The following is a 25,945-nucleotide window of genomic DNA, read 5'->3' on the forward strand; positions in this document are numbered from 1 at the left end:
GCCCGTTCAGCGGCTCGCCAGGGCGTCCAGTACATGGTCCCGCAGCAGCGGGGCCAGATTTTCCGGATGGGGCTCGCCGGGCTCCAGCCAGGCCAGTTCCTCCAGTTCGGCCGCCGCTTCCACGGCGTGGGGCAGGCGGGCGACGAAGATGTCGGCATCGACCCAGGTGCCAGCTTCATTGGCGGCCGGCGCGCGGAAGCGGCCGAGGGGTTCCAGGGCCGAAGCGTCCAGGTTCAGCTGGAGTTCTTCCTGTAGCTCACGTTGCAGGGCCTGGATCGGGCTTTCTTCGGCTTCGCGCTTGCCGCCGGGCAGCATCAGCGCGTGGGTACCGCGCTTGCGCACCAGCAACAGGCGATCGTGTGCATCGAGCAGGCAGGCGGCGGCGATATTCAGGGTCGTCATGGTGTCTCGGAATCGGGCAGGAGCAGGTAGTGCAATTGCACCACGCCGGTGGGGAAGCTGCGTTGCTCGCGGAGCTGGAGACGTCGCTCGAGGCCCGTGGCGAACATCGGGATGCCGGCGCCCAGCAGGTGCGGGATGAAGCTGACCACCAGCTCGTTGAGCAGGCCGGCAGAGTAGCAGGTCCCCGCCAGTGAGCCACCCCCCACCAGCCAGATGCGTTTGCAGCCGGCAGCGGCAAGTTGCTCGATGGCCTGGGCGGGGGTGTCGTGGCTGATCTGCACCTCCGGTGCCGCGCGGGGCGGCTCGCCACGGGTCAGCACCATGCAGGGCTTGCCCGGGTAAGGCCACGCACCGCCGAACGCCAGGACGGCTTCGTAGGTCACCCGACCCATCAGCAAGCCGTCGATGCTGTCATAGAAGGCCTGGTAGCCATGATCGTCACCGGCGTCCTCGATGGGTTTCAGCCAGTCGACGCGGCCGTCGGGGCGGGCGATGTAGCCATCCAAGCTGGCGGCGACGTAGTAGATCAGGGCGGCACTCATGGTCGGGCTCCTTCGTTCGAGTGGTCAGAGCGTAGCTGCAGCCGGGAATTTCCGTCGCCGCACCGCCAGGAAATCGGGCGTTTGCTCGCGACTCCGGGTAACCTATGCAGCTGTTTACGCTTTCGACCGAGGTAGCCCTGTGTTTTCCCAATTCGCCCTGCACGAACGTCTGCTCAAGGCTGTTGCCGAACTCAATTTCGTCGAGCCGACCCCGGTGCAGGTGGCGGCCATTCCGCCGGCCCTGGAAGGGCGCGACCTGCGGGTGACCGCCCAGACCGGCAGTGGCAAGACCGCGGCCTTCGTCCTGCCGTTGCTCAATCGTCTGATTGGCGAGGCCAAGCCCCGCGAGCGCATCCGTTCGCTGATCCTGCTGCCGACCCGCGAACTGGCGCAGCAGACCCTGAAAGAGGTCGAGCGTTTTTCCCAGTTCACCTTCATCAAGTCCGGCATCGTCACCGGCGGGGAAGACTTCAAGGTGCAGGCTGCGATGCTGCGCAAGCTGCCCGACGTGCTGGTCTCCACGCCCGGCCGCCTGATCGAGCACCTGAACTCCGGCACTGTGGATCTGCGCGAGGTGGAAGTGCTGGTGCTGGACGAGGCCGACCGCATGCTCGACATGGGCTTCGCCGAAGACATGCAGCGCATCACCGAACTCTGCGCCAACCGCAAGCAGACCCTGCTGTTCTCCGCGACGACCGGTGGCGCCGCACTGCGCGAGGTTTCCGCCAATGTGCTGCGTGACCCGCTGCACCTGCGCCTCAATAGCGTTGATCAACTCAACGAGAGCACCCGCCAGCAGATCATCACGGCCGACCACCCCGAGCACAAGGAGGAGTTGGCGCGCTGGCTGCTGGCCAACGAGACCTACCAGAAGGCGATCATCTTCACCAACACCCGTGCCCAGGCCGACCGCCTCTATGGACACCTGGTGGCGGGTGGCTACAAGGCGTTCGTGCTCCACGGCGACAAGGACCAGAAGGACCGCAAACTGGCCATCGAACGCGTGAAGCAGGGTGGCACCAAGGTGCTGGTGGCCACTGACGTCGCCGCCCGTGGCCTGGATATCGAAGGTCTGGACCTGGTGATCAACTTCGACATGCCGCGCTCCGGCGACGAGTACGTGCACCGCGTCGGCCGCACCGGCCGTGCCGGTGGCGAGGGCCTGGCGATCTCGCTGATCTGCCATAACGACTGGAACCTGATGTCCAGCATCGAGCGCTACCTCAAGCAGAGCTTCGAGCGCCGGACCATCAAGGAGCTCAAGGGCACCTACACCGGCCCGAAGAAGGTCAAGGCGTCAGGCAAGGCCGCCGGCGCCAAGAAGAAAAAGACCGACAAGAAGGGCGACAAGAAGCCCGCCGCCAAGGCCGCCGCGCCCAAGCGCAAGCCGAGCAAGCCCCGCGAGGAGTCCCGCGTGGTCAGCAATGACGGCATGGCGCCGCTGAAGCGCAAGAAGCCGACGGCGGAGTAAGGATGCACAAGCTAGCCCCGGCTGCGTCCGGGTTTGCTGTGGCCTCGGCGCAGGCCGAGGTCTATCGCTGTGTGCAGCCGGACGGTGTGGTCCGATACACCGATCAGGGCTGCAGTTCCCTGGACGCCTCTCAGCCCCTGGCGTCCGGCACCCCGGATAATCTCGCGGGCCTGCTTCAGATTGCCGAGAACGGTGTGCGCCAGTTGGTGCCCTGGATGGGTGGACTGGCCGTGTGGCAGTGGATGGTGCTGGTCTATGCCTTCATGAGCCTGGTCTGCTTCGTTGCCTACTGGCGCGACAAACGCTTTGCCGTTGCCGGCGAACAACGCACACCGGAGTCCCGCCTGCATCTCTACGAACTCCTCGGCGGCTGGCCCGGCGGGCTGCTGGCGCAGCAGCTGATCCGCCACAAGAACCGCAAGCTGGCCTACCAGGTGAAGTTCTGGCTGATCGTGGCTGTGCACCTGGGGGCGTTGGGCTATTGGGTGGCGGGTTGAGGCAGGCCCGCGGCCCGGAGTAGAGCTGTAGGAGCGAGCAGAGCTCGCTCCTACAAAAGCACGCCCCGCTCGGCGGGGCGCCCCGTCATCGTCACGGCACCAGCACGATCTTCCCGTCCCGCTCTCCAGCCGCCGCGGCCACCACCGCTTCCTTGATCTGGCTGACGTTATAGGTGGCGGCGATGCGAGCCTTGAGCTGGCCGCTGGCGATCAGCTGGATCAGCTCGCCGAACACCTGCATCTTCTGCTGGGGGGTAGCCTGGCGGTACCAGCGGGCGAGCCAGAAACCCTTCAGCGTCACATCGCGGAATACAAAGGAGCCGGCATTGATCACGCACGCCTCGCCGCTCATGCGTCCGTAATTCACCAGTACGCCACCTTCGGCCAGGCTGGCTGCCAGGTGGTCGGTGGAGGCGCCACCCACGGCATCGATGCCGAGCTTCACCGGTGCGCCGCCAGTGGCTTCGCGCACGCGCTTTGGCAGGTCGGGGCCGTCCACCAACACCACGTCTGCGCCTTCGGCCTGTACCGCTGCGATCGCCGAGTCGCGGCGCACCACGTTCACGGTCTTCAGGCCACGAATCTTCGCCAGTTGGATCAGGTAGCTGCCGACACCCGAGTTGGCGGCGTTCTGGATCACCCAGTCGCCCGGCTGCAGATCGACGAATTCGCGCAGCATCAGGTAGGCGGTCGGCGGGTTCACGGTGAGCATCGCCAGCTGCTGCGGATCAGCGCTGGGCAGCGCGATCAGCTGCTGGGCGTCGGCGATCAGGTGGGTGCGCCAGGTGCCGCAGCCCACCGGCAGAAGCACGGTCTGGCCGGGCTTGAGGCCGGTCACGTCGGCGGCCACTTCCAGCACTTCGCCCACGCCCTCGTTGCCGCCGATGGCGGGCAGGGGAGGCAGCATGCCGTATTCGCCGGTGAGGGTGAGCACGTCGGAGGGGTTGATGGGCGCCGCCAGCACCTTCACCAGCGCCTGGCCGGCGGCCACGGGCGGGAGTTCGAACTCCACGGCTTCGATCACGTCCTGCGGCACCGGACCACGGGTCTTGTATTCGGCTTTGAGCATCACGCTTCTCCTGGCGGCTCTGGGGGCCTTGAGTCTAGTCGCTGAAGGTCACAGGGCGCTGAATCCCCTGGCATTTGCGTCGCTGATCCAATGGCGCGATGAGGACGCTGGAAGTCGCTTTGGCGCCAGCATCGAGCGGGCGCTTTGTTAGGTTCGACGGCGAAGCTGGAATCGGGGCTTCCTCACGTCAATGCACTAAGGAATAAGAAGAATGAAGATTGCCAAGACACTGATGTCCGTTGCGCTGTGCCTCGGGCTGGCCGGCGCCGCCCAGGCCGCGACCGAGCTGAAGCACTGGCCGGAGCCGGCTGCGAAGGAACTGAACGCACTGATCGCCAAGCATGCCAACCAGGGCAACTTCGCCGTCTTCGACATGGACAACACCAGCTATCGCTATGACCTGGAGGAGTCCCTGCTGCCCTTCCTGGAAATGAAAGGCGTGCTCACCCGTGAGCGGCTCGACCCGTCCCTCAAGCTGATTCCCTTCAAGGATGTGAACGGTCACAAGGAGAGCCTCAACAGCTACTACTACCGACTCTGCGAAGTGGACGACCTGGTCTGCTACCCCTGGGTCGCCCAGGTGTTCTCCGGCTTCACCCTGCGGGAGCTGAAAGGCTACGTCGATGAGCTGATGGCCTATGGCAAGCCGATCCCCGCCACTTATTACGAAGGGGACGAGGTGAAGACGGTCGAGATCAATCCGCCGAAGATCTTCACCGGCCAGAAGGAGCTGATGAACAAACTCAGCGAGAACGGTATCGAGGTCTACATCATGACCGCTGCCCTGGAAGAGCTGGTCCGCATGGTCGCCTCCGACCCGAAGTACGGCTACAACGTGAAGCCCGAGAACGTCATCGGCGTGACCACGCTGCTGAAGGACCGCAAGAGCGGTGCCGTGACCACGGCGCGCAAGCAGATCAGCGCCGGCAAGTATGAAGAGAAGGCCAACCTGGACCTGGAGCTGACGCCGTACCTCTGGACTCCCGCCACCTGGATGTCCGGCAAGCACGCCGCCGTTCTCACCTACATCGACCAGTGGAAGAAGCCGATCCTGGTGGCCGGCGATACGCCCATCAGCGACGGCTACATGATGTTCCACGGCACCGATGTGAACAAAGGCGGGATCAACCTCTGGATCAACCGCAAGGCCAAGTACATGGACCAGATCACCGCCATGCGCAAGACCAACGCCGAGGCCCAGGCCAAGCAGGGGCTGCCGGTGACGGCAGACAAGAACTGGGTGGTGGTGACACCGGAACAGATCCAATAAGAGCCTGAGCAGGCTCTGAGTTGCGGCCGCCCCAGGGCGGCCGCTTCGTTTCCGGGCTTTGGCTAAAGTCATTCCTGTCGGCTTGATCGGTGAGTCCCGCTGTCCTGGCTGGACAGTGAAGTCGCCTGCCATGGCTGCTACCCTGCCGGGCCTCGCTCGAACCTTGTCACGGAGTGATCGATGAAGTACCTGGCGCTCGCCCTCAGCCTGAGCCTTGCCGGCCTGCCGACCGCAGCCCTGGCCTGGTCCAACCACGCCCTGGGCACCGCCCTGGCACTGGCTGGGCTGCCCCAGATAAAGGATGCGCCACCGGTCGAAGTCGAGAGCCTGGAGTACTTCCTGGAAGAAGAGGGCGTCGCCCTGGAGCAGCTGCTGGACGAGCAGGAAGAGTTTTTCCGCGAGACCCTTCCGGACTACCCGGCCCGACCCGATGACCTGCGCTGGATTCCCACCCACGGCGGTGACCACCGTCGGGCCTTCCTCATGGCGCTGCGGGTCAATCCCGAGATCAAGCTGGCCTATTTCGTCCAGGCGCTGCCGGGCATGGACTGGAACGGGCGGACGCCCCTGGACGCCGCCGATGTGCTGGTCTTCCGCAAGCTCAACCTGTGGCGCGAGTGGCGCTTCTACCAGGTGCAGCCGGGCGACAAGCTGCCGGCCCTGGCCGTGGTTGCCAGTGCCGCCGACGAGCCGGACTACGGCCATGACATCAACCTGTTCAGCGACAACCCGGGCGAAGCCGGTACCCGCTACAACTTCGGCAAGCAGCCCTTCGGCGATCCCCGCTTCGAGTACTCCTCCCAGGCGCCGTTTCACATCGGCTACTACCACGAGGAAGACATCATCTACCGCGCCGCGCCGTACCTGGCCCGCACCTACCCCGAAGTGCGGGTGCACCAGTACCTCGGCCTGGCGCGCTTCGCCTTCGAGAGCGGCCACCCCTACTGGGGCTACCGCTTCCTCGGCTGGGGCCTGCATTACATCCAGGACCTGACCCAGCCCTATCACGCCAAGGCCTTGCCGGGTCACGGTTCCGTCCGGTTGATGTGGATCGCGCTGAAGGCGGCCGTCGGGTTGGACAGTGAAAAGCGGGCGGCCATCGCGCAGGTGGCCACCCGGCATACGGAGGTGGAGCGGTACCAGGCCGACTGGCTGCGCAAGCTGTTGCGGGAAGGGCGCAACGACAGCCCGCTGCTTCGCGCTTACACCGACAACCGTGTGGACGAAAACTATCCGCCGTTCGATGGCGAGTCCCTGCGCCTGGTGGTGTCCCAGGAAGCCTACGATGCCGCCGACGACTTCGATGCCCGTATCGCCCACTGGTTGGCGGGCGGGCAGGCTTCGACGGGATTCAGCCAGGGCAACCAACTGGCGGCGCTGCCCGACGACGTCCAGCTCAACCAGGCGCTGGTGCGCCTGATTCGCCATTTCGGCGCCCACAGCCGTAACGCGACCCGCGCCACGCTGCCGCAGTGACCCCAGGGCGCTGCCTGGATACGACTCACGTCATCTGCAACGCGCGAAGGCGCTGATCGGGGTGGGGCGTCGCGCGCACCCTACGGTGAGGCAGGCAGTGAAGAGGACAGCCCCCTCCGCGAGGGAAGGGGGCGTGGATTGCTCAGTGGTACTGCTGGAGTCGCAGTTCAGTGCTTTCCGGCAGCACGGCGCGATCGTTGCCCGGAGTTTCCAGCTCATCCTCCAGCGCGTCCTGCTGACGGCCCAGCAAGCCGAAGAGCGTGGTGATCGGGTGCAGCGGGCGTTTCTGCGCGACCTGGCCGGTGCTTTCAGCGGCGACGGCCGGGGTCGGCAGGGGCTCGGTGGTCACGCGGAAGTCGCTGATCTCAATCACACCGCGACCTTCGCCCAGCAGGTGGAAGGAGAAGGCCTTGCGCGCTTCCGGGTTGTCGAATGCGAAGTTGACCTTCAGCGGCTTGCCTTGTTTCAGCAACGGCATTTCCGGAATCGGCAGGGCCACGTCGCGCTCGAATTCCTTCGCCTTCAGCCGTAGCTGCGCACCCTTGCGGTCCATGCGCAGTACCTTGACGGTCATCTGCACGCTGGTGCGGGTGTTCTTCGGCAATTCCATGTACTGCGCGCCGATCAGGTTGTCGGCCCAGTCATCCTTGGCCTTGTCTTTCAGGCGGATGCGTTCGCGGGTGGCGAACTGGTATTCCTGGCCGAGGTTGCTGCCTTGTAGCGACTGGTCCAGCAAGGCGGCGCGCTGGGCGATCATGCGGGCCTTCTTGCCGCTATAGCTGCCCACGTACCGCGCTTCGTCGGCGATGAAGCCTTCGCTCTGGTAACGACGGCAGACCTGGCGGAAATCGCATTCGGTGAACGTGTCCTTGCCGTCGTGGTAGCGCAGCTTGCCGTTGGTGTAGGACATGATCTCGCGGCCAGTGGCGTAGTCGCGGAACAGCGAGCGGCCGGACAGGTTCTGCGGCACCCGGTAGCCGAAGTAGTCGAGGATGGAGGTGGTCAGGTCGACGTGGCCGTACACGCCGGCCTTGATCGGCGGCAGCGAGGCCTGTTCCGGCGCCAGCACCAGGTTGAAGCCCCAGGCCGAGGCGAGGCGAACGTTCTCGATACCGTGGGATTCGTCCGAGGTGACGATCACCAGGGTGTCCTTCAGCACGCCCTGTTTCTCCAGGCCGGCGAGGAAGGCGTCCACGGCGTCGTCCAGGTAGGCGATGGCGGCCTTCTTGGAATCCGGGTAGCGCGCCAGGTAATCCGCGGGGGCGGAGTAGGGCTGGTGGGTGCCGACGGTGAGCAGGGTGAGCATCCAGGGCTTCTTCTGCTGGCGCAGCTGTTTCACGTAGGTCAGCGCGCCCTCGAAGAAGGACTTGTCGTCCATGCCCCAGGGGAATTCCAGGTAGGCCTTGTTGCGGAACCAGTCGCGCCCCAGGGTCTTGTCGAAGCCCATCTGCGGCATGATCTTGTCCTTCGCCATGAAGCGCAGCCCGGCGCCCTGCAGGAAGTGGGTGCTGAAGCCGTGCTGGTGCATCTGCGACGGCAGGCAGGCCTTGGCGCGGGCCGGGTTGTTCAGCAGTTCCAGGCCCTTGGGCGTGCCCGAATCCAGCTTGCTGTAGTCACCGCAAAGCATGGCGTACAGGCCACGGATAGTCTGGTGGCTGTGCAGCACGTAGTCCGGCGTGGTCATGGCGCGTTCGGCCCAGGTGCTGAGCTTGGGCATCAGCGAGTCCTGGTAGCTGCTGTTGATGGCTGCCCGGTTGGCGGCGATGTAGGCACCGGGAATGCCTTCCAGGGTGATCACCAGTACGTTGCGCGCGCGGCCGGGGCCGGGGAGCAGGGGAGAGCCGTCGAGGTCCAGGCGCGCCAGGCCGGCAATGTCCGGCGGCGTTTCCGGCTGGTCGCCGTCGAGCCAGTCCTCCACCGCCAACTGGCCGCTGTTCACAGCGCTGGCCATCAGCTTGTGGGGCAGGTTGAACTGCTGCCACTGGTCGGCGTCACTGGGTTGCACGTACTGCAGCGCGACGTGGCCCATCAGCAACGCGGCCGGGGCGCTGAACCATTTCCACGACAGCGGACGGTGGCGGCGCCGCCAGAAGAGCAGGCAGGCCAGCAGGCTGGCGCCGATTGCCAGGCCCAGGTACGGATGGGTGATGCCGCCCCCCTGGGTGGAGTGGCTGACGAATTGCGGGTCGAGCAGGTATTTCAGGTCGCTCGGTTCCGGCATGCGCCCGACGGCGCCCACCAGTTCGGCGTTACCGAGAATCATCAGGCTCCAGAGCAGCATCAGCGGCACTGCCAGCAGCAGCGAGCGGCCGTAGAGCAGCAGCATCAGGAAGCTGCCGAAGGCGAGGTCGGAAAGGTAGCCGAAGGGGTTGGACCAGCCCAGCCAGTAGCGGCTGGCGAGGGGAATCACCAGGAAGAGCACGCCAAGTGTTGCGAGCGATGCGGATTGCGACAGCCAGCGGCTGAATGGACGCACAGGAACTCCTGAGATGGGGCAGTGAGAATCCGTTGGGTTGATGCTGGAATGCATGGGGTCGGGCACTCGACGACATGATTCTGAAACATCGGTGTGCTAGCGACCAGTAGACAGTTTTGCAGAATTAAAATTCAGGCGGGCTCCGGTGATTCGTCGCCGATGAAAGGAAGGGGCGGCGAGGCGCGTCGGAATGATTCCAATGGCGACTGTCGGTCGGGACGGGCGGCTTATGGAGGTAGTCGTGGTGGTGGGCTGCACGATTCACCCGTCGGCCAGGCCAGCAGGTAGAATGCCGCCTCGACTTTCAGAGGTAGCGGACATGGCACTCATCGGGCGTTTCAATTCACTTCAGGTGGCCAAGCACACCGACTTCGGCCTGTACCTGGATGGCGGCCCGGATGGCGAGATCCTTCTGCCCAAGCGCTATGTGCCCAAGGACGAGCCCACCGAGGTGGGCGACTGGCTGAATGTCTTCCTTTATCTGGACAGCGAAGACCGCCCGGTGGCCACCACGCTCAAGCCCAAGGTGCAGGTCGGCGGGTTCGCCAGCCTCAAGGTGGTGGAAATCAATCGGATCGGGCTGTTCCTCGACTGGGGCCTGCCCAAGGACCTCCTGCTGCCCCATTCGGAAGAGAAGCGCCCGCTCCAGGTGGGCGATTACTGCGTCGTGCATGTCTACCTCGACAAGCGCACCCGCCGCATCACCGCCACCGCTCGCCTGGACCGCTACCTGGACAACCACCCGCCGCACTACAAGCATGGCCAGGCCGTCGACCTGTTGGTGGCAGAGAAGACCGATCTCGGCTTCAAGGCCATTATCGAGGGCAAGCACTGGGGCCTGATCCACAAGAACGAGATGTTCAAGTTTCTCCGCAGCGGCATGCAGGAGAAGGGCTACATCAAGGAAATCCGCCCCGACGGCAAAATCAGCCTGAGCCTGCAGCCGGTGGGTGAGCAGGCGGTCAGCGGCCTGGGTGAGCAGATCATCGCCGCGCTGCGTGCCGAGGGCGGGGTGCTGCGTTTGTCCGACAAAAGCCCGCCGGAGCTGATCAGTCAGCGTTTCGGTGTCAGCAAGGGCACCTTCAAGAAGGCCATCGGCGGCCTCTACAAGCAGGGACTGATCCGCATCGAAGACGACCGTATCGAGCTGCTCTGAGCCTGCCGGTCGTTCTTCCGCAGGTCGTGTGATACGCGGCCCTGAAGTCAAAACCCCCGTCCGGATGCCTGGTCCGGACGGGGGTTTTGCATTGTGTGGGGCTTGCAAATTGCACGCTGAATGACGCCCGAATCGTGCGCAATGCATGAAAAAATTAGGCTAAAAAATTTGCAACCGACTGATTTATTTGGCGTTTCGGTTGTCATATCGCGGGCATGCACGCTGCAAATGGGGTGCAGGAGCAGTCATTTTTCTGGGAGAGAAGACATGGATCTGGATTTTGACAAGCTGATCAGCGCCTTTCCGGAATACGAGCTGAGTGCCAAGCCTCGGCCCGATGGTGGCTTTGTGCTGACACTGGAACGCGAGGGGAAATTCTTCCAGCGCGTGGTGGCAGCAACGGCGCAGCTGGATTGGCTGGTCAGTACGCTGAAGCGCGACCTGGCGCTGGAAAATGGGGAGGTTCCGCCGGTGGAGTCGCTGAAGGTGCTGCATCGCAAGCCCTTGCCGCGCTACCTCCGCGCTTGAGGTTGTGATGCCTGCGGGCCGCGAACGGGATGTCGCGGCCGGAATCTCCAGGGATCAGGTTTCAATTCCGGAGGGTGGCATCATGGCGTCCTCCTTCTTCTCATCCTTGTTCGACGGTTTGCGCGGCGATTCTTCGCGGCTCTCGTCCTTCTTCGGTTCCTTCAGCAGTTCCTTGGCCGAGGCCTGGACTTCGTCCACCTGCTTGTTCAGTTCGTTGACCGCTTCGCTGATGGCTTCCCGGGCGATCTCCTGGGCGGCCGCCTCGGCTTTTTTCGCCAACTTGTTGGCCGATTCTTCGGCCAGGTCGCAGCCGGACAGGCTGGCCAGCAGACCAGCGCCGAGCAGCAGGGCGACGAGACGGGGGGCAGGTTTCATGCAGTGTTTCTCCAGTGGTGCGATTTGCGGCGGCCATCATTGCCCAAGGCAGGCCCCGAGAAAACGGGTCAGGGTCGCAATTCTGTATTTGGACGTTTCCGATTTCCGCGCACAGGAAAGCCCCGGGGTCTACAGCGGCGACTGAAAAGAGCCCGGGGCTTTAGGCCGGCACCCGCCGACCTCAAATAAACTGACCGGCGGATCGGGGCGGGGTTCCCGCCTGCGCAGGGCAAGTTGTTTCACTAGGCTTACGCTCTGGACGAACAATCCGCGGACGGCGGTGGGCGTTCGTGCGGAACCTGGCGAGACAACCGGCGCGGGAGCGGATTCTACATGGGCACGTGGCTGCGGCGGGTGCTGCTGGGTGGATTGCTCATCACGCAGGGAGCGGTCCAGGCGGCGGAGGTGACCTTCGACGATATCCAGCCCATCCTCCAGGCCCGCTGCGTGATGTGCCACGCCGGCGAGGCGGCGCCCCTGGGGCTGCGGCTGACCCGCCTCGACGAGCTGCTCAAGGGTAGCAAGGGCCGCCCGGTGGTGAACGCCGGTGACCCTGCCGGCAGTGAGTTGGTCCGGCGCCTGAAAGGGATCAGCCAGCCGCGCATGCCCATGACCGGGCCTCCCTTTCTCAGCGATGCCGAGATCGCCCTGTTCGAAGACTGGATCGCGGGTGGCCTCAAGGCTGGCCGCAATCCGCCCGACACCCCTGTCGCGCCGGCGCCGTTGCAGCGCCCGGCGGCGGGCCAGCCGGTCACCTATGCCCATGTGGCGCCGATCTTCGCCAGTCGCTGCGTCAAGTGCCATTCCGCCTACGGCCTGATGGGGTCAGCTCCGGAAGGCCTGCTGCTGAACAGCTACGCCGCCATCCTCGACCGTCACGAACGGGTGCGTGTGGTGCCCGGTGCCGCTGGGGCCAGTGAACTGGTGCGGCGCATCCGTGGCCAGTCGCAACCGCAGATGCCCTACGACGGCCCACCTTTTCTCAGTGATGAGGAAATCCAGTTGATCGTGGATTGGATCGACCAGGGCGCCCGCGATACCAACGGCCAACCAGCGCCCAGCCCGGTGGGGGCGCGGGTGCGCCTGCAAGGCGTGCTGGGGGAGGGCTGGACCCTGGATTCATTGCCGCTGGTGGTCGGTCCCGGCACGCGCATCGACAAGGCGCCCGAGGTGGGCGACTACGTGGAAGTGCGCGGGCGGTGGGGCCAGGACGGCCGGGTGCTGGTAGAGCGCATCCGGCGGCGCTGATCTCATGGGCTGCGGAGCGGATTCAGGCCTCGGAAGGGGCCAGGGCCTTTCGCTGCTGGCGGCCGCGCAGCAGCTCGGTGCCGCTTACCAGCAGGATGCCGCCGAGCACCAGGATGGCGCCGACGACGAAAGACAGATCGAGCTGCTCGCCCAGTACCAGCACGCCAAAGGTGACACCGAACAGCGGGGTCATGAAAGACAGCACCGACAAGCGCGAGGCGAGGTAGCGGCGCAGCAGCCAGAACCACGCCAGGTAGCTCACCAGGGCGATTACCACCACCTGGAAGCTGAGGCTGATGATGGCGCGCTGGGTCAGCTGCATCTCGGTATTGCCGGTGCTGAAGGCCACCACGGTGAGCAGCAGGGCCGCGCCGAACAGCTGGTAGAACAGGGTCTTCACCGGGTTGGCCTCGGACAGCGACGAACCACGGATCACCAGCGTGGTCGCACCCCAGGCCAGGGCGCCGAGCAGGGCATAGCCGTCGCCCAGCAACGCATTGCCGGGGGCGCCGGCCGGCTGGCCGAGGAACGCGGTGGCGATGCCGCCGAAGGCCACCAGCACGCCCAGCCATTGCAAGGGCGACAGGCGTTCCTCGGGCAGCATCAGGTGCAGGCCCAGGGCGGCGAACATCGGGGCGGTGTAGAGGAATACCGACAGGTGCGAGGCGCTGGTGTGGTTCAGGCCTTCGCCGATGAACAGGAACTCCAGGGCGAAGAGCGCACCGACGGCGATGCCGGGCAGCAGGGTGCCGTCGCTGAAGGCCGCGCGACCTTCCTTCCAGAGCACCAGGGCGCCCAGCACCAGCGCCGCGCCGCCGGAGCGGATGGCCAGTTGCAGGATGGAGGGCACGTCGTCCAGGGTCAGCTTGATCGCCACTTGCTGGAAGCCCCAGCAGATGCAGAGGACGAACATCAGGCCGCAGGCGAACCAGTCCAGGGGCAGGCGGGAGGGTTTCATCGTTCAACTCGCATGGCAGAGAGCGCGGCAGAGGCCGCCAATGGCAGGCAGGATCGGTCCTTGGGTGCCTTGCATTCAAACGATGATTTGTCATCATGCTTTGACTTGAACTCAAAGCGAATTGGCCATGCGTCTCCCTTCCCTCATTGCCCTGCGGACCTTCGAGGTCGCCGCCCGCAGCCGTAACTTCACCGAGGCCGCCCAGGAACTCTCCGTGACGCCCGGCGCCGTGAGCCGGCAGATCCGCCTGCTGGAGGGCGAGCTGGGCGTGAGCCTGTTCGACCGCACCCGCAATACCGTCACCCTCAACGACAACGGCCGCCGTCTCGCGGCTACGGTGGCCCAGGCCTTCGAGCTGCTGACGCGGGGCGCCGACGAACTGCGCGGCCAGGACGAAGGGCCGATCCACATCACCTGCGCGCCGTCCATCGCCAGCCACTGGCTGATGCGCCGGCTCAACCAGTTTGCCGCGACCAACCCGGATATCACCCTGAGCCTGGAAGCCACCGAACAACTGGTCGATCTGGAGCGCGGCGAAGCGACCCTGGCTATCCGCTTCACCACAACGGATGCGCCCATGCCGGCCAGCGAACTGCTGTTTCACGAGGAATTCTTCCCGGTCTGCAGCCCGGCCTATCTGGAGCACTACGGCCCGGTGCGCGAGCCGCGCGACTTGCTGGGCGCGCGGCTGATCCACACCCACTGGAAGAACACCGCCAACCTGCAACTGCCGAGCTGGGAGGACTGGTTTGCCAGTTATGTGGGAGCGCCGGGGCCGGTGAAGGGCGGGATGCGTTTCGGCCTGATCGGCCACGCCATCCAGGGGGCCGTGAGTGGCCAGGGTTTCGCCCTCGGTTCCACCGCCCTGGCCTGCGATGACATCGCCAATGGCCGCCTGGTGTTGCCCTTTGGCGAGCACTGCCGCCTTTCCACCCCCTGGGCCTATCGGCTGGCCTGGAGCCGCAGGACACCACCGGCGGAGAAGGTGCGTCGGCTGATCGACTGGTTGCTGGCCGAAGCCCGCAACACGGTGCGGGAGCAGGGCAGCGGGGGGAACTGAAGCGGCGGATGACGCCAGGCGTTGCATCCGCCGCAGCGAGGGGGGTTACATCATCTTGCGGAATTGGTGCAGGCGGTGCTGCAAACCTTCAGCCCAGTCCGGGGTGGCCTGGCCGGTTCCGGCCATCCTGAGCATCGGGTGGTGGGCGACGACGCTGGCGAGGATGGGCTCCTGGGGCGGTTTAACGTCGACGAAGAACACATGCTTGCCTTCGTCCAGGGTGACCTGGAAGCGCTTCACCACGGCATTGGGAGTCTGTATCCCGAACAGGCTGCCTTCCCAGACGCTGAAGCCGAACAGGGCGATGGCGAGGAAGATGAAGGGAATCCAACCAGCCGCGGAGGCGGTCCAGCCGCCGTACCAGGCCACCAGGATCACCAGAGCCGCCAGGGTGAGGCCGATGGTGAAGCCGATCATGCCCGAATGGACCATGTCGCGTTTCATTACGGAAGACACGTCGTGCAATCGGTAGTGCTCGACGTCGGCGTCGCATTCACTGAGCACGTGGATCTGCTCGTGATCGATGCCGTTGGCTTCGAGTTCGCTTTCGACCCTTTCGAGGTCTTTGAGGTTGTCGCTGATGTAGTAGTGCCGCTGCATGGGACACCTCCCAGCTGGCTGCGCCGTGCCCCCGCCGGCCATACCCCCAGGTTTCGGCCGCGATTGGCCTGGTTGGAAGTTTAGTCGGGTGTGCTTCGGTGCAAGCGGCAACCGCCCATTGGCAGGGAAGGGCGGTGGCGCCCGGCGGCGGGTATTGCACCCGACCGCCCGCAGGGCGCCGAGCGGGTCTTACTTGTTGCCGATACGGATATGGCGGCTGGGGGCCACCTGGGCGCTGACGCCCTTGGCGATCTCCTGGATCTCGCCACCCTGCTTCAGGAAGGCGGCAATCTGGGCTTCCAGGGCTTCACTGCTGGTGGTGGCGGCCGGCGGCTTGGGGGTGCTGCTGTGGGAGTTCTTGATGCGCATGTCACTTACTCGGTACGGACTGGCCCGCGAAGGGCTCATTCAAGCGGCTGAAAAAAAAACCGGCCCGAAGGCCGGTTCTCTTATTCGGCTCGTGATCAGATCACTTGCACTTCGTCGGCCTGCATGCCTTTCTGGCCCTGCACGGCGATGAAAGAGACCTTCTGGCCTTCTTTCAGGCTCTTGAAGCCGGCGCTTTGAATGGAACGGTAGTGAACAAACAGATCCGGGCCGTTATCGGTGGTAATGAAGCCGTAGCCCTTTTCATCGTTGAACCACTTAACGGTGCCGGTTTGGCGCTCGGACATTGGAATGTCTCCTAGAAACTGAGTTATTGCTGGGCTGGAACCTTCCAGCCTGTCACTGAGTGCAGAAAGTGGGCTACCGATGAAGAGGGGACCGCTAATTTACAGACCGTTTCCCGGTGACACGTGCATCACAGCGCTCGACACAATACCTGTGCTTTCGAGGATTGCCTAACCTTTTATTCACCGGCTGTCTGATCAAGGCCGATCAGACGCTCTACGCGTCCAAGCACAACGGCGGGGACCGCTGCACCTGCTTCGCCTGAAAGGGGGGTGATCTAACTGTCACGCAGCACTTTCAGGTCGGCGTCGGCCGCGCTGAATCCATGCTCCAGCTTGATCTTCAGCCCGAGGTCGGTCCGCGAATCGGCGAATTTCAAGGCATCCGTCAACGAGATGCGTCCTGCTTCGAAGAGGGCGAACAGATGCTGGTCGAAGGTCTGCATCCCCTGTTCCAGGGCACGCTCGGTGGCGGACTTCAGGTCGTCCAACTGGTCCCGCAGGATCAGGTCGCGGATGTAAGGCGTTCCCAGCATCAGCTCCACGGCGGCCACACGCTTCTGCTTCAGTCCTGGCACCAGCCGTTGGCCGACCATCGCCAGCAGGTTCTGCGACAGGTCCGCGAGCACCTGGCGCCGTGCTTCATCCGGGAAGAAACGGGCGATTCGTTCGATGGCATGGCTGCAGCTGGTCCCATGCAAGGTTGCCAGGCACAGGTGACCCGTCTCGGCGTAATGCAGGGCGTGCTGCATGGTTTCAAGGTCGCGGATTTCGCCGAGCATGATCACGTCCGGTGCTTCCCGCAGCACATTGCGCAAGGCGTCGGAGAAACTGTGGGTGTCCAGGCCGACTTCCCGCTGATCGATGATCGAGCGCTGGTGCGAATGGACGAACTCGATGGGGTCCTCAATGCAGACGATATGGCCATCACGATGGCGATTCCGGTAATCCAGCATGGCCGCCAGAGTCGTCGATTTGCCCGAACCGGCGGCCCCGATCACCAGGATCAGCCCCCGATCCTGCACCGCCAGTTTCTCCAGCAGAAGCGGCAGGCCTAGGGCCTCCATGCCGGGAATTTCGCTCTTGATCAGGCGCACCACCATCGCCACCTCGCCACGCTGGTAGTAGACGTTCACACGGAAGCGGCCGCTGCGCTGGATACTCAGGGCAAGATTCATCTCCAGATCGCGCTCGAACTCGGCGATCTGTTTCTGCGTCATCAGCTGATAGGCCATGAGCTGTACTTCGCCGGATTTCAGCGGCCGATCCCCGACCGGCGTGCTGTGGCCCTCCACTTTCATGTGCGGCGGCGCGCCCACGCTCAGGAAGAGGTCCGAGCCGCCCCGTTCGTGGAGCAGCCGCAGCATGGGAAACACATCGGCGGCGGGTTCAGCGGTCGAGTCGTTCATCTTGCCTCCTGGGTCATGGCGGAAATCCTAGCGGTGACTTCAATTCGCCAGCATGACGCTCATCAACACTATGCGGCGCCTGATTGTGCGGACTGGCCAACGACGCCCATGAGCCACTCGGTAAAGGCCTGGACTCGCCGTGGCATTCGCCGGTGGGCATAGAGCAGGGTGGCTTCCAGCGGGGGCGCCTGGTAGTCGGGCAGCACAGCCACCAGTTCGCCGCTGTCCAGGTGCTCGCGCACGCCGTGCAGCGGGGCCTGGATCAGCCCCAGGCCACCCAGGCAGGCCGCCTCGTAGGCTTCGGCGTTATTCACCGTCAGGCCGCCGGTCATGGGCAGCTGCAGCACCTTGCCATTCTCGACGTACTCGAAGCCCGACGGGCGCGCGCCCAGCACCGGCAGGTAATGCACCAGGCGGTGTCCGGCCAGGTCCTCCAGGCGGTGCGGCACGCCGAAGGTGGCGAGATAGGCCCGGCTGGCGCAATTGACCATGGGGAAAGCGCCCAGGGAGCGTGCCACCAGTGAGTCGTCCAGCACCGGCCCCATGCGCAGCACCAGGTCGAAGCCTTCGCGCACCAGGTCCACCCGCCGGTCGGTGCTGCTCACCTCCAGCTCCAGGCCGGGGTGGCTGCGGGTGAATTCCGCCAGGCGCGGCATCACCACCTTGCGGGCCAGCACCGTGGGCATGTCCACCCGGATGCGTCCGGCCAGTGCGCTGGCGTCGTGGCGGAACAAGCTTTCCAGCTCATCCATCTGCGCCAGCAGCTCGCGGCTGCGCTCGTAGAGCAGCAATCCGTCCTGGGTGGCCTGCACCTTGCGCGTGGTGCGCTGCAGCAAGCGCGTACCCAGCAGTTCCTCCAGCGCCTGCACCTGGTCGGAAACCGTGGAGCGGGGCAGACCCAGGCTGTCTGCGGCCTGGGTGAAACTTGACAGCTCGCTGACCCGTACGAATGTTTTCAGTAGCTCCAGCTTGTTCATCCGTGTGGCGCCTCTCCGGATTGTTCGTTGTGGCCGATCAGTGCTTTCGAAATCAGCATATTTATCGGCAATGATCCGGACAATAAGCTCCTCACCACTTCCCCGCCCGCAACCAGGAGCACAGCAATGACCCGCAAGATCGCACTCATCACCGGCGCCAGCCGCGGCCTCGGCAAAAGCATGGCGCAGCACCTGGCTGCCCAGGGCATCGACATCATCGGCACCTACCACAGCAAGCTGGAAGATGCCGAATCCCTCAGCCGCGAAATCATGGACCTCGGTGGCCACGCCGCCATGCTCCAACTGGACGTGAGCAAGAGCGCGACCTTCGACGCCTTCGCCGCGAGCCTGGCCCGCCTGCTGAAGAACGAGTTCGGGCGCGACAACTTCGATTTCCTGGTGAACAACGCCGGCATCGGCATCCACGCCAGCTTTGCCGAAACCACCGAGGAACAGTTCGACCAACTGGTGAACGTCCAGCTCAAGGGGCCTTTCTTCCTGACCCAGAAGCTGCTGCCGCTGATCGCCGACGGCGGTCGCATCCTCAACATTTCCACTGGCCTCGCCCGTTTCGCCCTGCCGGGCTACGCGGCCTACGCGGCGATGAAGGGCGGCATCGAAGTCCTGACCCGTTACCAGGCCAAGGAACTGGGCGCACGGGGCATTTCAGTGAACGTCCTGGCCCCCGGCGCCATCGAGACCGACTTCGGCGGCGGCGTGGTGCGCGACAACTCCGAGGTCAACGCCTTCATCGCCGGCAATACCGCGCTGGGTCGCGTCGGACTTCCGGAAGACATCGGCGGTGCCGTGGCCATGCTGCTCTCCGATGCCGGCCGCTGGATCAACGGCCAGCGCGTGGAAGCCTCGGGCGGAATGTTCCTCTGATGGCGCCGGGCGGCGACGGCGTTCATCCGTCGCCGCCCGGGCGCGTTCCTGTCGGGCGGGCCCGTCCGCTTATTCCTTCCCAAGCCCCTGCTCAGAACCAATCGAGCTTTACCGCACGATGACTTGCCTTGCCCGCCCACCTTGGGCGGCCATACTCAAAACTCGATTCCGCTAATCGCTGTACAAGGCCCCCGGGTATCCAGAGGATGCGGGGATGTGTGCGCTCAATAGGAGCGCCGCTTCAGTTACGTCAGCGAGCACGACCTGCTGCCCTTTTGTTACCAATAACGAAGAAGGAGAGGCCAGCCCGCAATCGCGTTTCAACACAGGAGGACGATTGCCATGCGCTCGATCAATAGAATCCTGGTTGCCATTCCCCCCGAACCCGAATCCCCTGCGCTTGAACGCGGGCGACAGCTTGCCGAAAAACTCGATGCCACTGTGCACCTGTTGCTGTGCGACCCGAAGGATGGTTCGTCAGGGCTGCTGGATCAGTACCTGGTCAGTCTTCTGCATTCGGGCGTGCATGCCCGTGGCGAGGTGGCGCGGGTGGACTTCGACCGGGCGAGCAGTGCTGTGCTGGAAGCCTGCCGTGCCCAGGAATGCGACCTGGTGATCAAGCAGCATCGCCCCACCGGGCGCCTGACTCAGATATTGATGACCCCCGATGACTGGCAATTGCTGCGGCAGGTGCCCACGCCGCTGTTCCTGATCAGGAGCAGCCGGCCCTGGGAGGGCGGCACCATCCTCGCCGGCATGGACGTCGAGCATCAGGACGCCGCCCACGTTGCCCTGCAGGGCAACGTGATGGAGCAGGCCAATTTCCTGTGCGCCCTCTACGGTGCCAACTTGCATGTGGTCAGCGCCTATTCGCCGACATTGCTGCCCCAGGCCGACCCAACCCAGTCCATCGCCCAGGCCGTCGCCAGCCATTGCCATGAGCAGTGCCGCTGGTTCATGGAGCAGTACGCGCTGCCCGAGCACCGGTTGCACATCGGCGAAGGGCCGGCCAAGGAGCTGATCCCGCAGATCGCCCATGAGTTCGAGGCGGTGCTCACCGTGCTCGGAACGGTCGCCCGGCAGGGGATGATGGGGGCGCTGGTGGGCAATACGGCGGAAGCCGTGCTCGACCGCCTGGACGGTGACTTGCTGGTGATCAAGCCGAACGCCGTTGCACTGGAACTGCAAGAGGACGCGCCGAGCGGTCATCGCGCGGCCTGAGAGGCGTGCGTAAAAGAAAGCGCCCTCCGAGGGGAGGGCGTTTTCGTTGGACCTTGGACCTCATGGGTTCGGCGCATGGCTGCCGAGAATGCCCGCTCCGGATTTCTTGGAGCGCTTGGCCATACGTTTTTCCAGGAGGGTTTTCTGAGGCTTTTTCTTCGCCTCGCGTTTTGAGTCAAGACCTTTGCTCATGGCGGTCACCTTCGAGAGAGTGGATGGGTCAGCGCATCCCTGCCTTGAAGCGCTCAATGGCCATTACCACCTCCTGGGCTACACGAGCCTGTTGATTGCAAGGCTGATGACAAAAGCATAGTCGCGATGGGCCGGGCTGCATGACGTGGCAAATCCTCGACTGCTTAACACTTCGTGCGCCAGGCGGTGACAGCGCGCGGCAGTCGCCGCATCATGCCCGGATCAATGCTGGACGGCAGTAGAGATCCACATGCCCGAGTCACTGGGATACGCCGCGCAGTCCATCACCGGCTGCGTGCGCACGCACAACGAAGACGCGCTGCTCTGCGCCCCCGACCTGGGGCTCTGGGCTGTGGCCGACGGCATGGGCGGCCACCAGCGTGGCGAAGTGGCCAGTGCCGTGGCGGTCGCCGCCCTGCGGGACGCCGTGGCCGCCGGCCAGAGGCTGGAGTCCGCCGTGCAGTCCGCCCACGGCGCTGTGGTGGCGGCGGCCGCGGGTTCCGGCATGGGCACCACCCTGGTGGCGGTGAAATTCGACGGCGCGGCGTTCGACCTTGCCTGGGCCGGCGACAGCCGCGCCTATCGCGTCGGCATCGATGGCATCACCCGTCTCAGCCATGACCACAGCCTGGTGCAGGCGCTGGTGGATGCCGGTGAACTCAGCCCGGCGCAGGCCCGCCGCCACCCGCGTCGCAACGTGGTGACCCAGTGCCTCGGCCAGATGCACCAGGACCTTGAAGTCGGCTGCGTAACCGGCACACTGGCGCCCGGCGAGTTGCTGCTGCTGTGCAGCGACGGGCTGACGGGCGAACTGGACGATGGCGAGATCCTCGACCAGTGCGCCAGCGCAGAGACCCTGGAGGCCCTGGTGGCGCAGTTGCTGAACATGGCTTGCGATGCCGGTGGTCGGGATAACATCACCTGCATCGTCCTTGCCCTTAACGCGCCGGAAACCATCGTGGCGGCAAGCAGGTCGAATTCGTTCCTGAGCCGGTTACTCAAATCCCGAAGATCCTGAATCCATGAACGACAAACTGCTAGATATCCCCGGCTATCTCGTGCACGGCCGCCTGGGCAAGGGCGGGATGGCCGAGGTCTACCTGGCCACCCAGGAGTCCCTCAACCGCAAGGTGGCGGTGAAGGTGCTGGACCGCCTGGACGACGAAGCCTTCGCCAGCCGCTTCGTCAGGGAGGCGCGCATGCTCGCGTCCCTGCACCACCCGTCCATCGTCACCATCCACGACGTCGACCGCTTGCCCGATGGCCGTTACTACCTGGCCATGGAGTTTCTTCCCGGCGGCGACCTCGGCCGCTACAAGGGCCAGACCCTGGAGCCCCTCGAGGCGCTGCGCATCGTTCGGCAGATCGCCGGCGCCCTTGCCGTGGTCCACGACAAGGGCCTGGTGCACCGCGATATCAAACCGGCCAACATCCTGTTCCGCGACGACGGCACGGCGGTGCTCACCGATTTCGGCATCGCCAAGGACCTGGAGCTGGACACCGAGCTGACCCAGTTCAACGTCGCCGTGGGCAGCCCGGCTTACAGCAGCCCGGAGCAGGCCCAGTGCCAGGCGCTGGATGCGCGCAGCGATATCTACAGCCTGGGCGTGATCCTGCTGGAGCTGCTGACCGGGGAAAACCCGTATCGCGGCGCCAACTACGCCGAAACCGTGCTCAACCATGTGCAGATGGACCCGCCATTGCTGCGGCGTGGGCTGGCCGACTACCAGCACCTGATCGACCGCATGCTGGCCAAGGACCCGGATGAGCGCTTTTCCGACTGCCGCGTCCTGCTGGAAAGTTTGACCGAACTCTGCGAGCTGGACCTGGACTTCACCCGCATCGCGCCGGCGGTCCAGCTGGACCGGCCGGCGAAACCGTCGGCCGCTCGCAGTCGTTACCGTGGGCTGATCTGGGGCCTGGCCGGGTTGATGCTGCTGGTGGTCTCCAGCGGGGGCGGCTACTACGTGGTGCTGAGGATGAAGATCGCCGACCTGCTGGAACTGGGTGAACAGCGCCTGGCGGAAGGCAAGCTGATGGAGCCCGCCGGTGACAACGCCGACTTCTACTTCCATGAAGTCCTGCGCCTGGACAAGGACAATGACAAGGCGGGCGACGGCTTGCAGCGGCTGCTGGCGGCACGTATTGCCAACACCCTGGCCCTGGCCAATCAGCGGCTGGCCGAGGACCGCCTGCTGCAGCCGGAGCAGGACAACGCGGTGTTCTACTACCAGCAGGTGCTGGGTTGGGCGCCGACCAATGAGCAGGCCCTGGCCGGGTTGCAAAAGGTGGCGCAGCGTTTTGTCGCCCTCAGCGAAGACGCCTATGGCCGTCGCGAATTCGCCATGGCGCTCGAGTACATCGACGCTGGCCTGCAGGTAGCGCCGGAAGATGAAACCCTGCTCAAGCTCCAGGCCGACCACGAGCAACGGGTACGCAAGGCCAAGGCGACGAAGGTGGCGTCGAGCCGTTCCAAGTCGCAGCCGAGGCAGGAAGAGCAGAATCCGATCAAGAAGTTCTGGAATCGCCTGTTCAACTGACAGGTTGGGCCGCTGAAAATCTGCCAACTCCAGCAAGGTGGAGGTAAAGGCATATGGCTATCATTGCCGTGTGCTCTACCTCCCAGGACTTCACATGCTCAGGATTCAATTCGCGGATAACCGTCAGGCGCCCATCTGGCTGGTGGACGAACGCTTCACCATCGGCCAGGACAGCCGCAACAGCCTGGTCCTGACGGACCCGGAAATCAGCTTGTTCCATGCAGAAATCCGCCAGGATCACGGCCAGTACTACCTGAGCGACTGCGGCACGCCGGGTGGCACCTTCGTCAATGACGAACGCATCGGCGCACGTTTCCAGCTGCGCGCCGACGACCGGGTGCGCATCGGCAACCTCGAACTCCTGCTGGTGGACCCGGCCAAGGCGCGCCCCAAGGCCGAGACCGCGGCGCGTTGGTTCCTGCAGGTGATCAAGGGTGAGCACGAAGGGCAGAAGTACCACGTCACCGGTTCCATGACCTTCGGCCGCTCGGTGAAGTGCGAACTCTGCTTCAGCGACCAGGAACTGTCGCGCCGGCATTGCGAGTTCTTCCTCAAGGACGACGTCCTGGAGGTCAAGGACCTGGCCTCGGCCAATGGCATGTACGTCAACCAGCAGAAGGTGAGTACCGCTGTGCTGCAACCGGGCGACCAGATCCGCATGGGTTCGGTGACCCTGCTGGTGATCGGCCCCAAGGTGGTGGCTCCCCAGTCGGTAGACGAAGACGCCACGCTGTTCATGCCCGTGGTCAATCTGCCCAAGGCCACCGCGCCGCGCCCCGCTGGCCGCCAGCCGGTGGCCAATCCACTGCGGGCGGCGGCACAGAAAAGCGCCGCGCCCGCCGAACCGACCCGGCAGGCGCCGAGCAAGTTGCTGATCGGGATGCTGCTGGTAGTGGTGGCTGTCGCTGCTGCTTTTGCAGGGAAGACCTTTCTCTAGCAGCCCCGTAGGGTGGACATGAAAAGCGATGTCCACCCTACAACTTGGTCGCCACCGCGTGTTTACGCCTGAGCCGCGAAGACCTTCGCCAGGTGCTCTTCGTAGCGCTTCACGTCCGCTTCGATATTCGGCTGCTTCATCACGTCCACGCAGAGGAAGGTGGGCAGGGCGCTCATGCCGAGGAATTGGTTGGCCTTGTGGAAGGGGAAGTACACCGCGTCCACGCCCTTGGCCTCGAAGAAGTCGGTGGGGTCGTCGAAGGCCTGCTGCGGCGCGTTCCAGGTCAGCGACAGCATGTACTGCTTGCCGTGGATAAGGCCGCCGCTGCCGTATTTCTGGGAAGCGTCCGAACGGGTGCGGCCGTCATTGGCGTAGAGGCTGCCGTGGCCGGCGGTGAACACCTCGTCCAGGTAGCGCTTCACCGTCCAGGGAGCGCCCATCCACCAGCCGGGCATCTGGTAGATCACCACATCGGCCCAGAGGATTTTCTGCACCTCTTCGGCAACGTCGTAACCGGCGTCGATCTGGGTTTCCCGCACATCAAAGCCGGCGCGATCGAGGAACGCCAGGGCGGCGTCGTGCAGGGTGGCGTTGTAGCGGCCGTCGGAGTGGGCGAATTTCTTGCCGCCGTTGAGCAACAGAACCTTTTTCATGGCAGGAGCCTCCGCAAGTTTGTGTGGCGGCAGACTACCGGCCACGCGCGGGTGGAAACACCGGCCTGGGCGCAAATGATAGTTGCTGGAATGTCATGAATTGACGAGGTTGTTTTGCGATAGGGTTGATAAAAATCAGCCACCAGCAGGTCCATCGTCATGACTCAACCCTACGGCTTCATCCTCCATGCCCACACTCGCCCCGAAAAGGCCGACGAATTCGAAGCGCTGTTCCGCGCCTACGTCGAACCCAGCCGGGCAGAGGAAGGCTGCATCGAGTACCACATGCTGCGGGATGCCCAGGACCCCACACTGTTCATCTTCTATGAGGTGTGGCAGAGCCGCGCCCATCTGGACGTCCACAGCGCACTGCCGCACATGCGCCGCTTCCACGAGAACCGCATGGCGTTCCTGCGACGGGACTTCGAGATCCGCGAAATCGAGATGCTCAGCCCGTCCTCGGCCAACGGCTAAAGCCCATCCCGGATCAGCCGCAGGTATTCCGGCCGTTCGCCGATATCGTTGTGCCCCGCACCGGGGATCACCTCCACTCTCACCACATCGGGTTTGAACTGGCGAATCAGCTTCTCGGTGCTCCAGCGCGGGATCACTTCGTCGCGCTCGGCGGCGATCACCAGCGTTGGCACCTGGAGGGTCCGGGCGTAGCGCCAGGATTCGTACTTGTCCTGAAGCATCCAGCGCACCGGGAAGATGGGGAACTGATGCTGGGCCAGTTCCAGCACGCTGTTGTAAGGCGTCACCAGCACCAGGTGGGCCACCGGTCGCTGACTTGCCAGGCGGATGGCGACGCCGCTGCCCAGGCTGCGCCCCACCACGGCTATGTCGCGGTGCAGGGCATGGACCTTGTCGAACAGCTCCAGGGCGTCCTGCTGGATGGCCTCTTCCGAGGGCTTACCACTGCTGTCGCCGAAGCCCCGGTAATGCAGCAGGTAGAGAGCGTGGTCGGGAAAGGCTTCGGCGAAATCCGGCAGGCTGCGGGAAACGTCCTCGGCATTGCCACCGAAATAGATCAGCGCCTTGGGGCTGGCCAGGGGCCGTACGGTGACGGCGACCTGCTGGTCCGTCACCGGCAGCATCAACAGCCGGTCGGGGCCGCCGATGGCGCGGGGCTGGGGGAAGTAGATCAGCGACCGCTGGAAGATGAAGAGCGCCAGACCCAGCCCCAGGTAGAGCGCAAGAACCAGCAGGACGGCAGTGATCAGGCTGCGCGCCATGGTGTCAGCGGTCCGTGGCAGGTCCTGAGCATGACCAAGGTTCTCCCAGCGGCGGGGGGCGGGTCTCTTAACCATAGAACGTGTCATCGCTACTGGT

The 25,945-nt window shown here is 64.5% G+C and carries 27 protein-coding genes and 2 pseudogenes; 15 read left to right on the top strand and 14 right to left on the bottom strand.

The window, feature by feature from the left end:
• Window positions 1-6: 6 nt before the first annotated feature.
• Window positions 7-402, bottom strand: a complete 396-nt coding sequence (locus tag TQ98_RS07405) for an NUDIX domain-containing protein (protein WP_044871537.1) — start codon at window positions 400-402, stop codon at window positions 7-9.
• On the bottom strand, window positions 399-944 hold the full coding sequence (locus TQ98_RS07410; protein ID WP_044871536.1) for a dihydrofolate reductase family protein: 546 nt from the start codon (window positions 942-944) through the stop codon (window positions 399-401). The genes TQ98_RS07405 and TQ98_RS07410 overlap by 4 nt, the downstream gene beginning before the upstream one ends.
• A 139-nt stretch (window positions 945-1,083) precedes the next feature.
• On the opposite strand from TQ98_RS07410, the gene TQ98_RS07415 reads away from it, so the two are divergent.
• The 3 genes and pseudogenes from TQ98_RS07415 to TQ98_RS28060 all read left to right on the top strand — a co-directional run.
• Window positions 1,084-2,415, top strand: coding sequence for a DEAD/DEAH box helicase (locus TQ98_RS07415; protein WP_044871535.1), 1,332 nt, complete (start codon window positions 1,084-1,086; stop codon window positions 2,413-2,415).
• A gap of 2 nt (window positions 2,416-2,417) precedes the next feature.
• Window positions 2,418-2,546: pseudogene (locus TQ98_RS28055) on the top strand (DUF4124 domain-containing protein); the annotation flags it as partial.
• Window positions 2,547-2,681: 135 nt separating this feature from the next.
• A pseudogene (locus tag TQ98_RS28060) lies at window positions 2,682-2,879 on the top strand (DUF1294 domain-containing protein); the annotation flags it as partial.
• A gap of 124 nt (window positions 2,880-3,003) precedes the next feature.
• Here TQ98_RS28060 and TQ98_RS07425 read toward each other — a convergent pair.
• Complete coding sequence (locus TQ98_RS07425) at window positions 3,004-3,981, bottom strand: zinc-dependent alcohol dehydrogenase family protein (RefSeq protein ID WP_044871534.1); 978 nt, start codon at window positions 3,979-3,981, stop codon at window positions 3,004-3,006.
• Window positions 3,982-4,192: 211 nt separating this feature from the next.
• On the opposite strand from TQ98_RS07425, the gene TQ98_RS07430 reads away from it, so the two are divergent.
• The gene (locus TQ98_RS07430; RefSeq protein ID WP_044871533.1) at window positions 4,193-5,251 is read left to right on the top strand and encodes a phosphorylcholine phosphatase; all 1,059 of its coding nucleotides are present in this window, start codon (window positions 4,193-4,195) and stop codon (window positions 5,249-5,251) included.
• A 180-nt stretch (window positions 5,252-5,431) separates the two neighbouring features.
• Window positions 5,432-6,727 (top strand): phospholipase, encoded by a 1,296-nt coding sequence (locus TQ98_RS07435; RefSeq protein ID WP_044871532.1) that lies wholly within the window; start codon window positions 5,432-5,434, stop codon window positions 6,725-6,727.
• Window positions 6,728-6,869: 142 nt separating this feature from the next.
• Here the strand turns inward: TQ98_RS07435 and TQ98_RS07440 are convergent, their stop codons facing one another.
• The gene (locus TQ98_RS07440) at window positions 6,870-9,203 is read right to left on the bottom strand and encodes an LTA synthase family protein (protein ID WP_044871531.1); all 2,334 of its coding nucleotides are present in this window, start codon (window positions 9,201-9,203) and stop codon (window positions 6,870-6,872) included.
• Between the two features lie 319 nt (window positions 9,204-9,522).
• On the opposite strand from TQ98_RS07440, the gene TQ98_RS07445 reads away from it, so the two are divergent.
• Both TQ98_RS07445 and TQ98_RS07450 read left to right on the top strand, forming a co-directional pair.
• Window positions 9,523-10,359: a S1-like domain-containing RNA-binding protein gene (locus TQ98_RS07445; protein WP_044871530.1), complete on the top strand. Its 837-nt coding sequence runs from the start codon at window positions 9,523-9,525 to the stop codon at window positions 10,357-10,359.
• Between the two features lie 267 nt (window positions 10,360-10,626).
• On the top strand, window positions 10,627-10,887 hold the full coding sequence (locus tag TQ98_RS07450; protein ID WP_044871529.1) for a DUF3509 domain-containing protein: 261 nt from the start codon (window positions 10,627-10,629) through the stop codon (window positions 10,885-10,887).
• 54 nt (window positions 10,888-10,941) lie between these two features.
• On the opposite strand, the gene TQ98_RS07455 is transcribed toward TQ98_RS07450, so the two are convergent.
• Window positions 10,942-11,262 (bottom strand): hypothetical protein, encoded by a 321-nt coding sequence (locus TQ98_RS07455; RefSeq protein ID WP_044871528.1) that lies wholly within the window; start codon window positions 11,260-11,262, stop codon window positions 10,942-10,944.
• Window positions 11,263-11,595: 333 nt separating this feature from the next.
• On the opposite strand from TQ98_RS07455, the gene TQ98_RS07460 reads away from it, so the two are divergent.
• Window positions 11,596-12,510 carry a c-type cytochrome domain-containing protein gene (locus tag TQ98_RS07460; RefSeq protein WP_044871527.1) on the top strand — a complete coding sequence of 305 codons (915 nt, stop codon included), beginning with the start codon at window positions 11,596-11,598 and terminating at the stop codon, window positions 12,508-12,510.
• 22 nt (window positions 12,511-12,532) lie between these two features.
• Here the strand turns inward: TQ98_RS07460 and TQ98_RS07465 are convergent, their stop codons facing one another.
• Window positions 12,533-13,468, bottom strand: coding sequence for a DMT family transporter (locus TQ98_RS07465; RefSeq protein ID WP_044871526.1), 936 nt, complete (start codon window positions 13,466-13,468; stop codon window positions 12,533-12,535).
• Between the two features lie 127 nt (window positions 13,469-13,595).
• Here TQ98_RS07465 and TQ98_RS07470 point away from each other — a divergent pair, with 127 nt between their 5' ends.
• Window positions 13,596-14,528, top strand: coding sequence for a LysR substrate-binding domain-containing protein (locus TQ98_RS07470; RefSeq protein ID WP_044871525.1), 933 nt, complete (start codon window positions 13,596-13,598; stop codon window positions 14,526-14,528).
• A gap of 45 nt (window positions 14,529-14,573) precedes the next feature.
• On the opposite strand, the gene TQ98_RS07475 is transcribed toward TQ98_RS07470, so the two are convergent.
• The 5 genes from TQ98_RS07475 to TQ98_RS07495 form a co-directional block, all read right to left on the bottom strand.
• Window positions 14,574-15,128, bottom strand: coding sequence for a hypothetical protein (locus TQ98_RS07475; RefSeq protein WP_044871524.1), 555 nt, complete (start codon window positions 15,126-15,128; stop codon window positions 14,574-14,576).
• A gap of 189 nt (window positions 15,129-15,317) precedes the next feature.
• A complete protein-coding gene (locus TQ98_RS07480) occupies window positions 15,318-15,497 on the bottom strand; it encodes a hypothetical protein (RefSeq protein WP_044871523.1) in 180 nt (59 codons plus the stop codon).
• A gap of 95 nt (window positions 15,498-15,592) precedes the next feature.
• The gene (locus TQ98_RS07485) at window positions 15,593-15,802 is read right to left on the bottom strand and encodes a cold-shock protein (protein ID WP_044871522.1); all 210 of its coding nucleotides are present in this window, start codon (window positions 15,800-15,802) and stop codon (window positions 15,593-15,595) included.
• Between the two features lie 275 nt (window positions 15,803-16,077).
• Window positions 16,078-17,208, bottom strand: a complete 1,131-nt coding sequence (locus tag TQ98_RS07490) for a PilT/PilU family type 4a pilus ATPase (RefSeq protein ID WP_044871521.1) — start codon at window positions 17,206-17,208, stop codon at window positions 16,078-16,080.
• Between the two features lie 68 nt (window positions 17,209-17,276).
• Complete coding sequence (locus TQ98_RS07495; RefSeq protein WP_044871520.1) at window positions 17,277-18,185, bottom strand: LysR family transcriptional regulator; 909 nt, start codon at window positions 18,183-18,185, stop codon at window positions 17,277-17,279.
• A gap of 126 nt (window positions 18,186-18,311) precedes the next feature.
• Here TQ98_RS07495 and TQ98_RS07500 point away from each other — a divergent pair, with 126 nt between their 5' ends.
• Window positions 18,312-19,070, top strand: coding sequence for an SDR family oxidoreductase (locus TQ98_RS07500; protein WP_044871519.1), 759 nt, complete (start codon window positions 18,312-18,314; stop codon window positions 19,068-19,070).
• A gap of 342 nt (window positions 19,071-19,412) precedes the next feature.
• Window positions 19,413-20,291 carry a universal stress protein gene (locus TQ98_RS07505; protein ID WP_044871518.1) on the top strand — a complete coding sequence of 293 codons (879 nt, stop codon included), beginning with the start codon at window positions 19,413-19,415 and terminating at the stop codon, window positions 20,289-20,291.
• A gap of 60 nt (window positions 20,292-20,351) precedes the next feature.
• Here TQ98_RS07505 and TQ98_RS28250 read toward each other — a convergent pair whose 3' ends face one another.
• Window positions 20,352-20,483, bottom strand: coding sequence for a hypothetical protein (locus TQ98_RS28250; RefSeq protein ID WP_277949285.1), 132 nt, complete (start codon window positions 20,481-20,483; stop codon window positions 20,352-20,354).
• Between the two features lie 250 nt (window positions 20,484-20,733).
• On the opposite strand from TQ98_RS28250, the gene TQ98_RS07510 reads away from it, so the two are divergent.
• The 3 genes from TQ98_RS07510 to TQ98_RS07520 all read left to right on the top strand — a co-directional run bounded on the left by TQ98_RS07510 (window position 20,734) and on the right by TQ98_RS07520 (window position 23,960).
• A complete protein-coding gene (locus TQ98_RS07510; protein ID WP_044871517.1) occupies window positions 20,734-21,501 on the top strand; it encodes a protein phosphatase 2C domain-containing protein in 768 nt (255 codons plus the stop codon).
• Window positions 21,502-21,505: 4 nt separating this feature from the next.
• Entirely contained in the window at window positions 21,506-23,023 is a 1,518-nt protein-coding gene (locus tag TQ98_RS07515) for a serine/threonine-protein kinase (RefSeq protein WP_044871516.1), read from the top strand.
• 94 nt (window positions 23,024-23,117) lie between these two features.
• The gene (locus TQ98_RS07520; RefSeq protein WP_044871515.1) at window positions 23,118-23,960 is read left to right on the top strand and encodes an FHA domain-containing protein; all 843 of its coding nucleotides are present in this window, start codon (window positions 23,118-23,120) and stop codon (window positions 23,958-23,960) included.
• A gap of 62 nt (window positions 23,961-24,022) precedes the next feature.
• Here the strand turns inward: TQ98_RS07520 and TQ98_RS07525 are convergent, their stop codons facing one another.
• On the bottom strand, window positions 24,023-24,613 hold the full coding sequence (locus TQ98_RS07525; RefSeq protein ID WP_044871514.1) for an NAD(P)H-dependent oxidoreductase: 591 nt from the start codon (window positions 24,611-24,613) through the stop codon (window positions 24,023-24,025).
• A gap of 159 nt (window positions 24,614-24,772) precedes the next feature.
• Here TQ98_RS07525 and TQ98_RS07530 point away from each other — a divergent pair, with 159 nt between their 5' ends.
• Entirely contained in the window at window positions 24,773-25,087 is a 315-nt protein-coding gene (locus TQ98_RS07530; RefSeq protein WP_103102904.1) for a putative quinol monooxygenase, read from the top strand.
• Here TQ98_RS07530 and TQ98_RS07535 read toward each other — a convergent pair.
• Window positions 25,084-25,848 carry an alpha/beta fold hydrolase gene (locus TQ98_RS07535; protein ID WP_044871511.1) on the bottom strand — a complete coding sequence of 255 codons (765 nt, stop codon included), beginning with the start codon at window positions 25,846-25,848 and terminating at the stop codon, window positions 25,084-25,086. The genes TQ98_RS07530 and TQ98_RS07535 overlap by 4 nt on opposite strands.
• Window positions 25,849-25,945 lie beyond the last annotated feature (97 nt).

Source organism: Pseudomonas sp. LFM046 (genome assembly GCF_000949385.2).
Taxonomy (GTDB): Bacteria; Pseudomonadota; Gammaproteobacteria; order Pseudomonadales; family Pseudomonadaceae; genus Metapseudomonas.

Coding starts and splice junctions, on each gene's coding strand:
- TQ98_RS28250 (WP_277949285.1), bottom strand. CDS start 20,483: ATGAGCAAAGGTCTTGACTCAAAACGCGAGGCGAAGAAAAAGCCTCAG.
- TQ98_RS07470 (WP_044871525.1), top strand. CDS start 13,596: ATGCGTCTCCCTTCCCTCATTGCCCTGCGGACCTTCGAGGTCGCCGCC.
- TQ98_RS07460 (WP_044871527.1), top strand. CDS start 11,596: ATGGGCACGTGGCTGCGGCGGGTGCTGCTGGGTGGATTGCTCATCACG.
- TQ98_RS07465 (WP_044871526.1), bottom strand. CDS start 13,468: ATGAAACCCTCCCGCCTGCCCCTGGACTGGTTCGCCTGCGGCCTGATG.
- TQ98_RS07510 (WP_044871517.1), top strand. CDS start 20,734: ATGCCCGAGTCACTGGGATACGCCGCGCAGTCCATCACCGGCTGCGTG.
- TQ98_RS07500 (WP_044871519.1), top strand. CDS start 18,312: ATGACCCGCAAGATCGCACTCATCACCGGCGCCAGCCGCGGCCTCGGC.
- TQ98_RS07495 (WP_044871520.1), bottom strand. CDS start 18,185: ATGAACAAGCTGGAGCTACTGAAAACATTCGTACGGGTCAGCGAGCTG.
- TQ98_RS07425 (WP_044871534.1), bottom strand. CDS start 3,981: ATGCTCAAAGCCGAATACAAGACCCGTGGTCCGGTGCCGCAGGACGTG.
- TQ98_RS07515 (WP_044871516.1), top strand. CDS start 21,506: ATGAACGACAAACTGCTAGATATCCCCGGCTATCTCGTGCACGGCCGC.
- TQ98_RS07535 (WP_044871511.1), bottom strand. CDS start 25,848: ATGGCGCGCAGCCTGATCACTGCCGTCCTGCTGGTTCTTGCGCTCTAC.
- TQ98_RS07455 (WP_044871528.1), bottom strand. CDS start 11,262: ATGAAACCTGCCCCCCGTCTCGTCGCCCTGCTGCTCGGCGCTGGTCTG.
- TQ98_RS07505 (WP_044871518.1), top strand. CDS start 19,413: ATGCGCTCGATCAATAGAATCCTGGTTGCCATTCCCCCCGAACCCGAA.
- TQ98_RS07520 (WP_044871515.1), top strand. CDS start 23,118: ATGCTCAGGATTCAATTCGCGGATAACCGTCAGGCGCCCATCTGGCTG.
- TQ98_RS07435 (WP_044871532.1), top strand. CDS start 5,432: ATGAAGTACCTGGCGCTCGCCCTCAGCCTGAGCCTTGCCGGCCTGCCG.
- TQ98_RS07410 (WP_044871536.1), bottom strand. CDS start 944: ATGAGTGCCGCCCTGATCTACTACGTCGCCGCCAGCTTGGATGGCTAC.
- TQ98_RS07485 (WP_044871522.1), bottom strand. CDS start 15,802: ATGTCCGAGCGCCAAACCGGCACCGTTAAGTGGTTCAACGATGAAAAG.
- TQ98_RS07430 (WP_044871533.1), top strand. CDS start 4,193: ATGAAGATTGCCAAGACACTGATGTCCGTTGCGCTGTGCCTCGGGCTG.
- TQ98_RS07525 (WP_044871514.1), bottom strand. CDS start 24,613: ATGAAAAAGGTTCTGTTGCTCAACGGCGGCAAGAAATTCGCCCACTCC.
- TQ98_RS07450 (WP_044871529.1), top strand. CDS start 10,627: ATGGATCTGGATTTTGACAAGCTGATCAGCGCCTTTCCGGAATACGAG.
- TQ98_RS07530 (WP_103102904.1), top strand. CDS start 24,773: ATGACTCAACCCTACGGCTTCATCCTCCATGCCCACACTCGCCCCGAA.
- TQ98_RS07405 (WP_044871537.1), bottom strand. CDS start 402: ATGACGACCCTGAATATCGCCGCCGCCTGCCTGCTCGATGCACACGAT.
- TQ98_RS07490 (WP_044871521.1), bottom strand. CDS start 17,208: ATGAACGACTCGACCGCTGAACCCGCCGCCGATGTGTTTCCCATGCTG.
- TQ98_RS07475 (WP_044871524.1), bottom strand. CDS start 15,128: ATGCAGCGGCACTACTACATCAGCGACAACCTCAAAGACCTCGAAAGG.
- TQ98_RS07445 (WP_044871530.1), top strand. CDS start 9,523: ATGGCACTCATCGGGCGTTTCAATTCACTTCAGGTGGCCAAGCACACC.
- TQ98_RS07480 (WP_044871523.1), bottom strand. CDS start 15,497: ATGCGCATCAAGAACTCCCACAGCAGCACCCCCAAGCCGCCGGCCGCC.